14 protein-coding genes are annotated in these 14,499 nt (G+C 57.1%); 4 read left to right on the top strand and 10 right to left on the bottom strand.

Annotated features, from left to right (window positions below; all coding sequences use genetic code 11):
• Positions 1–15: 15 nt before the first annotated feature.
• The 3 genes from pdxA to J7J49_RS09080 are packed head-to-tail and all read right to left on the bottom strand — an operon-like array spanning position 16 to position 4,640.
• Positions 16–1,116, bottom strand: a complete 1,101-nt coding sequence (gene pdxA, locus J7J49_RS09070) for a 4-hydroxythreonine-4-phosphate dehydrogenase PdxA (RefSeq protein ID WP_215091932.1) — start codon at positions 1,114–1,116, stop codon at positions 16–18.
• Positions 1,116–2,141 carry a peptidylprolyl isomerase gene (locus J7J49_RS09075; protein ID WP_064234448.1) on the bottom strand — a complete coding sequence of 342 codons (1,026 nt, stop codon included), beginning with the start codon at positions 2,139–2,141 and terminating at the stop codon, positions 1,116–1,118. The genes pdxA and J7J49_RS09075 overlap by 1 nt, the downstream gene beginning before the upstream one ends.
• A gap of 48 nt (positions 2,142–2,189) precedes the next feature.
• Positions 2,190–4,640 carry an LPS-assembly protein LptD gene (locus J7J49_RS09080; RefSeq protein ID WP_215091934.1) on the bottom strand — a complete coding sequence of 817 codons (2,451 nt, stop codon included), beginning with the start codon at positions 4,638–4,640 and terminating at the stop codon, positions 2,190–2,192.
• Positions 4,641–4,710: 70 nt separating this feature from the next.
• Here J7J49_RS09080 and J7J49_RS09085 point away from each other — a divergent pair, with 70 nt between their 5' ends.
• From J7J49_RS09085 to speD, 4 genes are all read left to right on the top strand, one after another.
• On the top strand, positions 4,711–5,721 hold the full coding sequence (locus J7J49_RS09085) for an aminoglycoside phosphotransferase family protein (protein ID WP_215091936.1): 1,011 nt from the start codon (positions 4,711–4,713) through the stop codon (positions 5,719–5,721).
• The gene (gene murU / locus J7J49_RS09090; RefSeq protein WP_215091938.1) at positions 5,718–6,377 is read left to right on the top strand and encodes an N-acetylmuramate alpha-1-phosphate uridylyltransferase MurU; all 660 of its coding nucleotides are present in this window, start codon (positions 5,718–5,720) and stop codon (positions 6,375–6,377) included. The genes J7J49_RS09085 and murU overlap by 4 nt, the downstream gene beginning before the upstream one ends.
• Before the next feature lie 77 nt (positions 6,378–6,454).
• Positions 6,455–6,883 carry an OsmC family protein gene (locus J7J49_RS09095; protein WP_064234336.1) on the top strand — a complete coding sequence of 143 codons (429 nt, stop codon included), beginning with the start codon at positions 6,455–6,457 and terminating at the stop codon, positions 6,881–6,883.
• Entirely contained in the window at positions 6,880–7,674 is a 795-nt protein-coding gene (gene speD / locus J7J49_RS09100) for an adenosylmethionine decarboxylase (protein ID WP_064234335.1), read from the top strand. Before J7J49_RS09095 ends, speD begins: the two co-directional genes overlap by 4 nt.
• Positions 7,675–7,750: 76 nt before the next feature.
• Here speD and lpxL read toward each other — a convergent pair whose 3' ends face one another.
• From lpxL to surE, 7 genes are all read right to left on the bottom strand, one after another.
• Positions 7,751–8,665 (bottom strand): LpxL/LpxP family Kdo(2)-lipid IV(A) lauroyl/palmitoleoyl acyltransferase, encoded by a 915-nt coding sequence (gene lpxL, locus J7J49_RS09105; protein ID WP_215091940.1) that lies wholly within the window; start codon positions 8,663–8,665, stop codon positions 7,751–7,753.
• A gap of 12 nt (positions 8,666–8,677) precedes the next feature.
• Positions 8,678–9,778, bottom strand: coding sequence for an alanine racemase (alr, locus tag J7J49_RS09110; protein WP_215091942.1), 1,101 nt, complete (start codon positions 9,776–9,778; stop codon positions 8,678–8,680).
• A 22-nt stretch (positions 9,779–9,800) separates the two neighbouring features.
• The gene (gene rpoS, locus J7J49_RS09115) at positions 9,801–10,775 is read right to left on the bottom strand and encodes an RNA polymerase sigma factor RpoS (protein ID WP_064234332.1); all 975 of its coding nucleotides are present in this window, start codon (positions 10,773–10,775) and stop codon (positions 9,801–9,803) included.
• Between the two features lie 165 nt (positions 10,776–10,940).
• Positions 10,941–12,014, bottom strand: a complete 1,074-nt coding sequence (locus tag J7J49_RS09120; RefSeq protein ID WP_215091945.1) for a peptidoglycan DD-metalloendopeptidase family protein — start codon at positions 12,012–12,014, stop codon at positions 10,941–10,943.
• 7 nt (positions 12,015–12,021) lie between these two features.
• Positions 12,022–12,981, bottom strand: a complete 960-nt coding sequence (locus J7J49_RS09125; RefSeq protein WP_215091947.1) for a DUF368 domain-containing protein — start codon at positions 12,979–12,981, stop codon at positions 12,022–12,024.
• Positions 12,978–13,655 (bottom strand): protein-L-isoaspartate(D-aspartate) O-methyltransferase, encoded by a 678-nt coding sequence (locus tag J7J49_RS09130; protein ID WP_064234329.1) that lies wholly within the window; start codon positions 13,653–13,655, stop codon positions 12,978–12,980. Before J7J49_RS09130 ends, J7J49_RS09125 begins: the two co-directional genes overlap by 4 nt.
• The gene (gene surE / locus J7J49_RS09135; protein ID WP_215091949.1) at positions 13,642–14,388 is read right to left on the bottom strand and encodes a 5'/3'-nucleotidase SurE; all 747 of its coding nucleotides are present in this window, start codon (positions 14,386–14,388) and stop codon (positions 13,642–13,644) included. Before surE ends, J7J49_RS09130 begins: the two co-directional genes overlap by 14 nt.
• Positions 14,389–14,499: the final 111 nt, after the last annotated feature.

Here is a 14,499-nt window from a genome sequence, read left to right on the forward strand (position 1 = left end):
CCTTGGAGTGCGGATTCAATCGGGAGATTTTACAGACAACCGCTGGACAGCCAAACGGCGAGCAAGGGTGATAGCGACTTTTAAGCTGCCGGGGTCTGCCACGCCCTTACCGGCTAGATCCAGCGCGGTGCCATGGTCGACCGAAGTGCGTACCAATGGCAAGCCCAGGGTAATGTTAGCGGCCTGACCAAAGCCCGCGTATTTTAACACCGCCAGACCCTGGTCATGATACATCGCCAATACCGCATCGACACCTGCCAAGTGCCTAGGAGTAAACAGCGTGTCAGCGGGCAACGGGCCAAGGATATCCATACCATCCGCGCGTAGCGCATCAAGGGCGGGAATAATCACATCCAGCTCTTCGCGCCCCAGGTGGCCATCTTCACCGGCGTGGGGGTTTAAACCACACACTGCGATGCGTGGTTTGGCAATCCCAAACTGGCGCTGCAAATCGGCCTCTAGCAGTCGGCTGATACGCGTTACCCGCCCAAAAGTAATGGCGTCGGCAACGTTGCGCAGCGGCAAGTGGGTGGTCACCAGCGCCACACGCAGATCGCCACTGCCTTGCCAGCTTGGTGCGCTGGCATGCAGCGCCGCGTCGGTGGCCAGCATCATCACCACCTCATCGACGCCGCAGGCATCGCGCAGCCACTCGGTGTGGCCGGTAAAGCCTGGGTGGCCGCCCTCGATAATGACGCCTTTGTGCAGCGGCGCTGTAACCATGGCAGCAGCGAGGCCCCGCTGACAGGCATCGACAGCCAGCGACAGAGTGGCCAAGACATAATCGGCGTTAGCCGGATCGAGAACGCCCGGCGTAGCCGGTTGATTCAGCTTAACCGGCCAAACCGGCAAGCCCTTGGCGCCGTTTGGAAACTCGCCTGGTGCACACTCCACCACGCTGACATTAAGCCCCAAGGCAACTGCCCGCTGGCGCAGCATGGCAGGATCGCCAATCGCCACCGTATTCGCTGGGAGCTGGCCATGAGCCGCCAGCATCAGCGTTAACTCCGGGCCGATACCTGCCGGTTCACCGGTGGTGACGACCACCGGCAAAGTACTATCAGGCAAAGTACTATCAGGCAAAGTGCTGCCGGATGATAAAGCGCCCGCTACCATTAGAGACGAATATCAACAAAGGCCTGTGAGCGGATCTCTTGCTGCCATGTCTCTAACTCTTCGTTAGCGCGACGCTGGAAGATCGCTTGACGCACCTGCTCACGCTGGCTCTCTTGAGTGACGTTTTGACGACGGCGCTCTTCCACTTCAATCACGTGATAGCCAAACTGAGAGCGAACTGGCTGAGATACTTGGTTAACGCCTAGTTCGCGCATCGCTTCTTCAAAGGCAGGAACGGTCTGCCCTGGGCGAACCCAGCCCAGCTCACCGCCGTTGAGGGCAGTGCCACTATCGTCGCTCATCTCACGCGCTAGCGAGGCAAAATCCTCGCCTTGTGCCAAACGCTGACGTACCTCTTCCGCTCGCGCACGGGCTTGGTTCTCATCGCGATTAGGGGTCAGTGCAATCAGCACGTGGCGGGCACGGGTCTCTTCAATAAAATTCTGCTCGCCGGATTGGCCGGGCTGCTGGTTTAGGAAGCGCTCAACGTCGCGGTCGCTGACCGATACCCGGTTGCTAATCTGGCGCTGCTGTACCTGACGCATGAGCATTTCGCGGCGAATATCTTCGCGCACGCCGGCCAATGTCATACCATCAGCTTCAACAGCATCGGCAAACTCGTCCAGTGTCATGCCGTTGGATTCGGCAATCGAGCGAACCTGCCCATTGAGCTCGGTATCATCAATGCTCAAATTGGCATCTTTGGCCATTTGCAGCTGAATTTCTTCCATCACCATGCGCTCGAGCACCTGCCGCTCCAACTGGGAGCGCGGCGGAAGATTGCCGCCCTGGGCTTGCGCCTGCTGCTCGATTTGCGTCATGCGATCATTTAATTCGCTACGCATAATCACACCGTCATTGATAACAGCCACAATGCTATCTAGCGTCTGGCGCTGAGTGGACTGGAAGTTCTGCGCCTGTACCGTTAGTGGGGCCAGCGCAAGGCCTGCACCTAGACACAACGCGAGCAGGCTACCAGCAGAGAGCTGCTTCATACGGCCTAGCAGGGGCTTTCTCATTTTCATATCAAACGTCTCTTTCATTAGCTTCATTCGCCATTAGATGGAAGTCATTTACAGGGCAGTCGGACGATAGCCAGGAATGGTCTGTTCAAAATAGCTATCCGCATCCTGACCAACGCCGCCTAAACCACGGAAAACGAAGCGCAAAAATAGCCCACGATCATTAAAGTCATCATTAATGCGGGCGGTGTCATTGTCGTCTACCCATTCGCGCCACACCAACTGCAGACCGTAGCAGCAGTTGTTCCACTGCACGCCGGCCAATTGCTCCAGGGAGCGCTCATTGGCTTGATCGTGCAGGTAGCGGCCAATCAAATCAATGTTGGTGGTGGCTTTCAAGGCAAACGAGAGATCCCACTCTTCGCGGTTATAGTCGCGAAAGCCATCATCGCCCGGCAATACGCCTGGGTCGAACCCTTCGATCTCCCAACGGTAGCCAAGGTTCACTACGTGCCCTTCAGGGTGCCGATAACCTACGTCAACGCTTGAACGTTCGGTGCGTTCCCGGTGATCATCGTAGAGCCATTCTGCGCCACTGCTCCAACGATCATTGATCTGCCAGTCAAGACGGGTCACCAGCGGCGAACGATCCCGGGTAGCCTGGTAGCGGCTTTCCGGATTGACGCTAGCGTTGTCTTCCGGTCGATCCGGCAGCGTATCAGCATCGCCTTCGCTATCGATTCGGCGGTCAGCGAAGTAAACGCTTTGACCTACCCCGAATGAGAGCCGGTCACGGCCAGACGCATCTTCCAATAAGCGCGACTGCACGCCATAAGAGAGTCGATTGAGATCACCCACCCGGTCAGTGCCGGAAAAGCGCTGGGCTGACCAGAGCTGATCCCAGGAGAAAGCCCGTTCGCGACTGTCGAAGTCGGGCAGCTCAGTCTGATCGGTGCGCGGCACGTAGGCGTAGTTCAAGCGTGGCTCTAGCGTTTGGCGGTAGTCGCGCCCACCGAGTGCCAGCTCACGCTCAAAGACGAGCCCACTGTCAATGGAGGTCAGCGCAACACTGCGACTGGGCGAATCACTACGCTGGGTGTCGCGCTCACCGTAATCCAGCTCATAGGCGGTATTCCACAGCTCGGTGCGCGGCTCAAGGTACCCCCAGGGCCGTTCAAAACGCCAACCAACCGCAGGCGATAGATGCAAACGGCTACCGGTGGCCGCTTCACGCTCCGGCACGCGGCGCTCATCCACATCGCGCCAAAAATAGGTCGCATTTGATCGCCACTGGGTATATAGCCCGTTGTCGAACTGCCAATTGGCATTCGCGCTCAAACTCGGCAGTTGATAAAAGGGTTTATCACTATCGCTAAGCGGGTCTTCCAAACGCTGGAACCCCTGGGCACGGGCGTCTAGCTGCCAGCGCTGGCCGCGGTAATCGACCTGGGCCAAACGTTCCATACTGGCGCGGTCACTGTCGCCAAACTCAGCACCAAAATCATCAAAGTAGCGCCCGTCGCTGGCCGCCCCATAGCGCAGTTGGTAATTACTGCGCTCACTCACACGCCCTGCATGACGAGCATCCACGTACCAGCGATCCTCGCCCTCAAAGCGATTTTCTCCGCCGCCAGAGCCGCCGTCATCGCTATTTAAATAGCCGCCTTCAACGATACCCGCGCTCTCCTCAAACAAGTAGCGGTACTCACCGTTCATTAGCAGCCCGCGATCGCTCATCCAGCGCGGTGTGATCGTCGCATCGTGGTTAGCGGCGATATTCCAATAAAACGGTTGGGCGTAGTCGAAACCGTCCGTTGAAAAGCCAATCGACGGGGACAGCAGCCCCGTGTGGCGACGATCGTCGATGGGAAAGCGTAGCCAAGGCCAGTAAAATACCGGCACATCTTTCACCTCCAAACGGGCATGCCGCGCGGTGCCAAACCCTTCGGCCTGATTCAAGCGAATATCACTGCTGACTAATTGCCAGCTATTGGCCCCCGGGTCGCAGGTGGTAAAGCTGGCGTCTTGCAGGCGGTACTCATTTTCTCCGGTCTGCTCTAGCTGACTGGCCTGGCCCCGCAAATGTTGCTCGTAGAGCACAAAGTGGCTGTTGCCCAGCGTAGCCCGGTCTTCGTTTAACCGTAGCATCGCCTGCTCGCCACGTACTAGAGCACGCCCATCGCGTATGGCGATATTGCCTTCAGCATCGACCTGCTGGCGGTCAGCGGGTAAAAAGACCCGCTCCGCTTCCACTTCTTCATTACCGCGGCGCAGAACAACATCACCACGCAGCAACGCCTCGCCATTGGCGGCGTAATCAACGTCACTGGCCTCAAGCGAGAGCGTTTCCGGGTTATCCTCCGCTGGCAAGCGGTAGCTAGGCATGACGTAGCGCCCACGGCACAATTGGTTAGCCGCTTCTTCTTCCCCCCAGGGTTGCCAATCCAACGCTTCAGCGGACATGGTTTGACCCTGAGCCACCGCCGTAAACGAGGCGCCAGCAAGCAAACTGCCCATCAGCGTATGCGCAACCGGCAAGGTGCGCGAAAATCGCTTGCCCATGTTCGTTATCCTTGGCATCCAGAATCGGTATTATACAGCCCGCATGATGCCCGACCAGCAAGGAGCTTGCATGTCCTCATATCGGATTAACGCCCTCACCATGTGGGCTGCCCAACAAAATGGCCTTTCCAAGGCCGATATTTCGCTTTCATCCGCCGTGGGCGATGCGAGTTTTCGGCGCTATTTTCGCCTCACGCTGCCCGACGGCACCACCCAAGTGGTCATGGATGCCCCGCCTGAGCAAGAGGACTCCCAGCCGTTTGTGGCGATCGCCCAGCGCTGGCGCAGCGCCGGGCTGCCGGTTCCCAAGGTGCACGCGACCAACCTGGCGGATGGTTTTCTGCTGCTTGAAGACTTGGGCGATACGCCGCTGCAGCGTTTATTTAGCGACGACGCTACCACACAGGCTTATCACGCCCAGGCTCTCACGCTGATTGCCGAGCTGCAAAACCGTGCAGGCCCTGAGTCACTGCCTGTTTATGATACGGCACTGCTGGGCCGCGAGCTCGATCTGTTTCCCGAGTGGTGTCTCAGCGCTTGGTTAACGCTGCCACCGCCAGCTAGCTGGCACGCCGTTCGCGAGCAACTCATCCGGCACGCTTTAGCGCAGCCGGTGGTCACTGTGCACCGTGATTTTGATGCCATGAACCTGATGGTGCATGACCAACGGCTGTTTATGATCGACTTTCAGGACGCGGTGGCGGGCCCAATCAGCTACGATGTTATCTCGCTACTGCGTGGGCGCTACTGCCGCTTTAGCAGCGAGCAGTTCGCCGCCTTTGTTGATGCCTTTTATCACCAGGCCCGCAGCGATGGCCGTTTGCCCGGCAGCGTAGATTTTGCCACTTTTCTGAACCAGTGCCACGCCATGGCCGCCCAGCGCTCGCTAAAAGTGCTGGGAATTTTCTGCCGCTTAACCCTGCGCGATCAAAAAAGTGGCTACCTAGAGCGCTTACCGCACTTCCTGGATCATCTGGAAGACAGCCTTGCATTGTTGACCGACCAGGCTGAGTTTGCTGAGTGGGTGAAGCTCACATTACGGCCTGCCATCATGCAACGACTAGCGGAAATGCCGTCATGAAAGCGATGATTTTAGCCGCAGGCCTGGGCAAGCGCATGCGCCCGCTCACCGACCATTGCCCTAAGCCACTACTGCCCGTCGCGGGTAAGCCGCTAATCGTGCACCATCTGGAACGACTTCGCGAGGCGGGTATTCATGAGGTAGTCATCAACGTTAGCTACCGTGCTGAGCAGATTATCGAAGCACTCGGCGATGGTGACGCCTACAGGCTGCGCATTCACTGGAGTCGGGAAACAACACCACTGGAAACCGGCGGCGGTATTCAGCAAGCGCTGCCGCTGCTGGGCGAGGCGCCGTTTCTGCTCGTCAACGGTGACGTTTGGTGCGCAGCGCTTCCTGGCCCACAGGCGTTGCAAGGCGACGACCTGGCGCACCTGGTGCTGGTGGAAAATCCGCCACACCACACGAATGGGGATTTTGGCCTAGTGGAAGGGCGCGTTAATCAAACCAGCACTGAGCGTTTGACCTATTCAGGCATCAGTGTGATTCACCCTGCCCTGTTAGCCGGTCAGCCACAGGGTGCCTTTGCCTTGGCGCCACTGCTCAGAGCCGCTATTGATAACCAACGGGTAAGCGGTGAACGTTACACAGGGCCCTGGGTCGACGTGGGAACCCCTGAACGCCTAGCCGCGCTGGAAAGCCAGCTACAGGGCTGAGCAATTGGTGGGGCGCATAGGCCAAGAAATGTTATGCTGCGCGACTTACCTTTCGTCGCCTAGATGAGGAGAGCAACGTGAAAGCACGGGTAAAATGGACAGAAGGCCGCCAATTCGTGGCGGAATCCGGCAGCGGGCACAGCGTTGTGATCGACGGCCCGCCCGACCACGGTGGCCGCAACACAGGGCCTCGCCCAATGGAAATGCTGCTGATGGGCATGGGCAGTTGCACCGCGTTTGATATCTTGAATATTCTGGATAAAGCACGTGCCGATGTGACCGACTGCGTCGCTGAGCTAGACGCCGAACGCGCCGATGAGGTGCCCGCCGTATTTACCAAGATCCACGTCCATTTCGTGGTCACTGGACGCGCGCTGAAAGAGAAACAGGTGGCCCGCGCAGTTGAACTCTCCGCTGAAAAGTACTGCAGTGCATCAATCATGCTTGTTAACGGCGGCGTTAAGATCACCCACTCCTTTGAGATTATTGACGAGGTTCGGACGTGACCGACAATCTCCGACTCCACGGGTTTAACAACCTAACCAGCTCGTTAAGCTTCAATATTTACGATATCTGTTATGCCAAAACTGAAGAGCAAACAGCAGCTTACATCGACTATATCGATGAACTCTACAATGCCGAACGCTTAACGCAGATACTGAAAGACGTCACCAATATTATTGGCGCCCATGTGCTTAATATCGCCCGTCAGGACTACGAGCCCCATGGCGCGAGCGTGACGATATTGATTGCCGAGCATGAGCTTGACGAGGCGGCTCCTGAGCAAGTTAAGCCGGGCCCTGGCCCGCTGCCGGAGACGGTGGTTGGGCATTTGGATAAAAGCCACGTCACCGTGCATAGCTACCCTGAGTCACACCCTGACAACGGCATCAGCACCTTCCGTCTGGATATCGATGTCTCCACCTGTGGTCATATCAGCCCCTTAAAGGCACTGAACTACCTGATTCACAGTTTCGACTCCGATATTGTCACCATGGACTACCGGGTGCGCGGCTTTACCCGCGATGTGGATGGCAAAAAACTGTTTATCGATCACGGTATTACTTCCATCCAAGACTACCTTGCTGAAGACACCAAGCATGCGTATCAGATGATGGACGTCAACGTGTATCAGGAAAACATGTTCCACACCAAAATGCTGCTCAAAGACTTTGCGCTGGATAACTACCTGTTCGGCACGTCGCGTCGCGACATAACCTTTGAAGAAGCCCGCGACATTGAAGGCCGTCTGCGTAAAGAGATGCTGGAAATTTTCTACTCCCGTAATCTGGACTAAGCCCAAATCTAAACCAAACGCAGTACCAGAACGCCAAAAGCCAGCTAATGCTGGCTTTTTTTATGGCGGCTATTACTTAATAAACGCTGGGCTCACCTTCAGGACGGGTTTTAAAACGCCGATGCAGCCACAGGTACTGCTCGGGGTGCTTGCGAATGGCCAGTTCAATAAACTGGTTGATCCGCTTGGCATCGGCTACTTCATCGCCGCTGGGAAAGCCTTCCAAGGCGGGCAGGCTTTCAATCGTATACGTCGCATTATCCGGGTTGCGGTGAAACATCATCGGCACCACCTGCGCGCCGGTCATACGCGCCAGCTTGGCCGTTAAACGAATGGTAGCGGCCTGCTGGCCGAATAGTGGCGCGAATACGCTCACATCGCGGCCAAAATCCTGATCCGGTGAGTACCACACCATGCGACCTTTTTTGAGCTGACGCACCGCGCCACGCAGGTCGTAACGGTCAATGGCGTCGCCAAAGTTGCGCCCTCGGGCGCGGGTCATAAAGCGCTCAAATAGCGGGTTATTATGCGGGCGATAGACCGCATCAGCAGAGAAAAACAGCGCGTGAAGAGCACCACCTAAGTCCAGTGTCGAAAAGTGAACGCCGACGACAATTACCCCTTTGCCTTGGGCCTCGGCGCGGGCCATATGCTCCTCGCCGATGTAAGCAACCCGGTGACGCAGGCTTTCGCCATCGCGACACCAGCCAGTGGCGGTTTCAATCAGGCCGATGCCATTGGCAATAAAGGTATCTCTGACCAACTGATGGTGTTGTTCTGGGCTCTTTTCGGGAAAGCACAGCGCGATATTGGTTTCAGTAATACGCCGACGCCGTTTGGCAAACCGCCAGGCAAGTAAACCAAGGCCTTTACCGGTGGCCATTTTCAATCGCCAAGGCAGCCAGGCAGCAACATGCATCGAACCAATAGCCAGCCAGGTGGGCCAATATCGCGGATGGGCGAAAGAGCGCGGATAACGTGATTTCGACATGCAAACAACCGTTTAAACAGAACGCTCATGATAACGTCGCGGCGCCCGGGGCAGCACCCCTGTTAGCAGCGTATAGCTGATGGTATCGCAATAGCGGGCCACTTCATCCACCGGCAGCACTTCGCCGTTGCTGGCCCGGCCCCACAGCACAACGTCGCTGCCAATCACTGCGTCGGGGACGTCCGTGACATCAACGGTGAGCATATCCATGGAGACTTTACCGGCAATGGCACAACGTTGGCCGTTGACCAGTACCGGCGTACCATCGCGGGCATGACGGTCATAGCCATCGCCATAACCACAGGCGACCACGGCAATACGTGAACGTCGTGGCGCTCGCCAGCGGCCGCTATAGCCCACGGGTTCACCCGCTTCCAGCTCGCGCAGGGCAATAATTTGCGAGCGCAGGGTCATTACCGGCTGCAGCTGCCGAGTAATGTCATTGGCCACCTCCAAAGGGTCACTGCCGTAGAGCATCACGCCCGGTCGGTTCCAGTCGCCGTGGGACACCGGCCACGCCAGGGTAGCCGGTGAGTTAGCCAGACACAGCGGCGCGTCTAGCTCACTGGCCAGCCCCTTGAGCCGGGTCATTTGCTGGTTGAAGTAGCGATTGTCTTGGGCGTCGGCGCTGGCAAAATGGCTCATCAGATGGAGCGAGGACACACTCGGCGAATCACTGAGCTGGCGCCAGATGGCGGCGGCTTCGTCGATGGCAAACCCCAGACGGTGCATCCCTGAATCGACTTTTAACCAGACCGGAATAGGCGCCTGAGGTGTGGCGGCTAGCAGCGCATCAACCTGCCACTGGCTGTGTACCGCGACCCAAAAGCCATGGGCATCGACTAGCGCCAGTTCGTCAGCGCTGAAGATGCCTTCCAGCAGGATAATGGGGCGGTTAATGCCGCCCTGGCGCAACGTAAGGGCCTCTTCTATACAGGCGACAGCAAACGCCGGTGCTTGGCTTTCCAGCGCTTGGGCGCAGGCCAAGGCTCCATGCCCGTAGCCGTCGGCTTTAATCACCGCCACTGAGCGGCTGTGTGGCGCGCAGCGGCACGCCAATTGATAGTTATGACGCAGCGCGTCCAGGTCAATATCAGCCACAAGGGGGCGCATGCGTGGTCTCGCTTATGTGTCTTTAGGTCTCGAACAGAGCTTCCAGAGAAAGACCCTGCTTTTCCAGTGAACGGCGCAGTTTCTTAAGTGCTTCGACTTGGATCTGGCGCACCCGCTCACGGGTTAAACCGATTTCGGCGCCCACTTCTTCCAGGGTAGCCGACTCGTGGCCGCGTAAGCCAAAGCGGCGCACCACCACTTCGCGCTGCTTTTCGCTCAGCTCATCAAGCCACAGATCCACATGCTCTTTGACATCACCATCCACCAGGCGCGCTTCTGGGCCCTGCACTTCATCGTCAGCCAGCGTATCAATCAGCGGCTTATCGCTCTCGCCTCCCATGGGGTAGTCGACCGACGACACTCGCTCATTAAGGCCCAGCATCTTTTTGACCACATCGACCGGTTTATCGAGATGATCAGCGATCTCTTCGGCGGTGGCTTCGTGGTCAAACTTCTGGGTTAATTCCCGCGCTGCACGTAGGTAAATATTGAGTTCTTTGACCACATGAATAGGCAGTCGGATCGTGCGTGTTTGGTTCATCAGCGCCCGTTCGATGGTCTGACGAATCCACCACGTTGCATAGGTTGAAAAACGGAAGCCCCGCTCGGGGTCGAATTTCTCCACCGCGCGGATCAAGCCCAAATTGCCCTCTTCGATCAAGTCCAACAGCGTTAAGCCGCGGTTGAGGTAGCGGCGGGCAATCTTCACTACCAACCGCAGGTTGGACTCAATCATCCGCGAGCGACCCAATGGGTCGCCCTTGCGGGCCAGGCGGCCGTAGTAGACTTCCTCTTCTGGCGTTAACAGTGGCGAAAAGCCGATTTCGTTGAGGTAGATTTGCGTCGCATCCAAGCTTTGAGTCGATTGACGATCCTCACGCCCTAGTGCTTTCTCGAAAGCGTCTTCTTCTACCGTGATGTCGTCATCGGTTTCATCAAGCGCCTCCTCAACAGCATCCAGGTCAACCTCCTGTAGATCCTTCTCCAACATACTCATGGCCTTACCCCTCGTTTGTCGCCTACCCGCCATTTAAAAATCAAAGGGGTGCGTTCTAGGACACACACCCTATTGTTATGTGACGATTGTTATATGACGCTCGAATACAGCCATTCGGGCAACGTCCAAGTTAAACGCTGTTTGCTCACTCTTTTGGTGAGTGCACTAGCGGGAAGGCAGAAAGTCCATGGGATCTTGAGGCTGCCCATCACGGCGAACCTCAAAATGTAACCTGACGTTTTCTGCGTCGCTATCCCCCATTGTGGCAATCACCTCGCCAGCCTCGACCACGTCATTTTCACTGACTCGTAAGCTGTCGTTATGGGCATACGCACTCAGGAATTGATCGTTGTGCTTGAGCAGGATGAGGTTGCCATAGCCCCTGACGCCACTGCCCGCATAGACCACGATGCCAGGGCCTGCTGCTTTAACAGGTTGCCCCTTTTCACCGGCGATATCAATCCCGGCGGTGATGCTATTACCTTGCCCAAATGCCCCGACCACATTGCCGTTCGCAGGCCACTGCCAGGCGATGGTTTCAGCGGGCGTATAGGTTCGCGAAGAGCGGTCTACGCTGGCGCTTTGTTGAGCCGGAGCAGCTTCGGGCTGCGGTTCAGGTTTCGGCTCGGGTTTTGGTTCAGGTTCCGATACTGGCTGCGGCTCTGGCGCTTGTTCGGGTTCTGGTGATCGTTGAGGTGTGGGCTGTTGGGCGGGCTCAGGATCAGCCGCCGCGACCACTTCAGGCTGAGGCGTTGAGGACGACGCATCCTGATCTGCAGCATTGCGTTCAGCCGTTAGGCGCTGGTTGCGCTGAATTGCCGATTCATCGGGCAGCAGCCAATCCAGCTCCTGGTCATCACTCGCCACCGAAGCGGTCTGTGGGCTCAGCCCCCTCGCCACAGCGCCACTGCCACCGGAGGTACTCGTAGCGGGCTGGTTACTGCTGGCCACTGACGCGGCGCCTTCGCGCAGAGCAATGGTTTGCCCTGGCCGAATTTGGTAAGGCGGATTAATGTTATTCATCGCCGCGAGCTGGCGATAATCCAAATTGTGCTGCCACGCGATGCCATACAGGGTATCGCCTGCTTTGACCGTATATTGGGGCGAGTTTTCCACTGCCTGGCGTGCTTGACTTAAATCCCGCACTTGGGGACTTCCGCCTTGCTGGCTGGCACAGCCAGCAATTGCGAGTGCCAGCGCCGACATCATAAGTACTTTAGGTAGATAACCTTTACACATAAAAACCTTACTCCTTTTCAGCGCCAAGCTGGGTATCGATTGGCCGACGATCCGCATGTCGGTTGAGTAACACGACAATCAGTGCGCCCACGGCCATTAGCGCGACAACACCGACCACTTGAGCCGAAGCATCGGTCAATACGGCATAGTCAGCGGGCAATAAATAGCGGTACTCCAGAGGAATCATTTGCCCTTCTGGCCCTATTTGGTAGCGTAACAGCTCCCGCCATGGCCAGAGAACCGGTAGCGAACCGACAATAAACCCCAATAGCAGTTGCATCGTTGGGGTGTGGTGGCGCCGTAACAGCCAGGACAGCAGCCGTGAAAACAGCGCCAAGCCCACTACACAGCCCATGCCAAACAGCACGATAATGCCCAAATCGAAACTGCGAATTGCGCCCATGATGGTGCCGTAGAGACCCATGGTCAGCAATAGAAAGCTGCCTGACACGCCCGGCAGTAGCATGGCGCTAATGGCGATACAGCCTGCCACCATTACTACCAATGCTTCATTACCCATTAATAACACCAACGGCATCATGCCTGGCAACGCTCGAGCTAGTAACAGCCCGACCAATAGCGGCACTAAATACCACAGTTTCCAGCCATTACTCGCCTGCCCTACCACCAGTGCAGAGGCGGCCACCAGGCCAAAAAAGAATCCATCCAGCATCAGCGGGTGCGCTTCCATCAACCAGAGCGCTAAATGCGCCACGCTAAACAGGCTAACAGCAACCCCCGCTAGCAGCGGCACCAGAAAGGCGAGGTTTAAATGTTGGCTCAAGGCCCGCCAGCCACCCCGACGCCATACGCCAATAGCACTGGGCCCAAACTGTTTGATGGTGTTAATCAGCTCTTCATAAATACCGCTAATAAACGCAATTGTTCCTCCCGACACGCCAGGCACCGCGTCGGCGGCGCCCATCCCTGCGCCGCGTAAAAATATTCCTAAGGGTTGCCGCTTCAATCCACTACTCCTTGCAGTAAGGGTACAAAACGCACGGGCTCAAGCCGACGCTTTTCAAAGGCACTGCCGATGCGCTTTACCTGAGTAAGCCACTGGCTACCGTCAGGCTCCTCTAACGGGGCGATCAGCACCCCGTCGTGGCTCAATTGCTCTAGCAGCGCTGTCGGCAGTGTCTGAGCACAAGCGGTTAGCAAAATAACGTCAAACGGTGCGGCGTCAGGCCAACCATAGCCGCCATCAGCCACCGCCAGCGTGGCAGGTGCTGCTAGCCGTCTTAACCGCTCTGCCGCACGCTCGTGTAGCGCGCTGATGCGCTCGATGGAGTAGAGCTCTTCTACCAATCGCGACAGTATTAACGTCTGATAGCCAGACCCCGTACCCAGCTCCAAGACGCGGCGCGGCGAGGCCCGCAACACAAGCTCGGTCATCCGCGCCACAATAAACGGCTGCGACAGCGTTTGGCTAAAGCCAATCGGTAGCGCGGTATCTTCGTAAGCGCGATGGGCCAGCGCTTCATCAACAAACAGGTGACGCGGCTCACCCGCCATTACCTCCAGTACCCGGGCATCGCTGATGCCTTGTTGCATGAGGCGTTCGACCATACGGTCACGAGTGCGCTGGGAGGTCATGCCGCGACCGCGCAGCTCTCCTGGAGAGATATCAGGCAAAAACATCCAACCAATCCTGCACATCGTTAAGCGCGGGGTGCCGCGTTAGGTCTGTTTGAAGGGGGGTAATTGACACATAGCCCGCCTCGACAGCAGCAAAATCAGTATCATCACCGTCATCAGCATTGGCCGCTACCGGCGCAATCCAGTAGCGCGTGCGCCCCCGCGGGTCTTGCACTGCTAACGGTTTTTCTGCCGGCCCACGATAGCCTAAGCGAGTCACTTTAACGCCTTTAATCTCCTCCCAGGGTACATCGGGCACATTGACGTTCAGCAGCGTCCGCGGCGGTAGCGAGAGCTGATCCGCAGCACCGATTAAGGTAGCGGCCACTCTAGCGGCAGTGGCAAAATGGCGCTCGCCACATAGCGACATGGCAATCGCCGTCATTCCCAAGTTGCGCCCCTCCATCGCCGCCGCGACGGTGCCTGAATAAAGCACATCGTCCCCCAGGTTACTGCCGTGATTAATACCTGAGATGACTAAATCGGGCTTTTCGTCCCATACCCCATGCACGCCCAAATAGACGCAATCCGCGGGCGTGCCATCGACGCTATAAAAGCCGTTATCTAATGCTGTCAGCGAGAGTGGCCGTGACAGAGTTAGCGAGTTGCTGGCACCGCTACGGTCTCGATCAGGCGCCACTACGCGAATATTGGCATGGGCCAACAGCGCATCGTGCAGCGCACGCAGTCCAGGTGCGTGCACACCATCATCATTTGAAAGCAGTAGTCGCCGCATGGCGGGTCTCCTTGATCATAAGCTCGTAACGAGGCGGCTTATATCCATCACTTTTACTAACCTCTAGGCCTTATTATTTAAACAGGCACTAACGACTGGATCAGCCCACCG

The sequence above is a fragment of the Halomonas sp. ISL-56 genome (assembly GCF_018612805.1).
GTDB lineage: Bacteria > Pseudomonadota > Gammaproteobacteria > Pseudomonadales > Halomonadaceae > Vreelandella.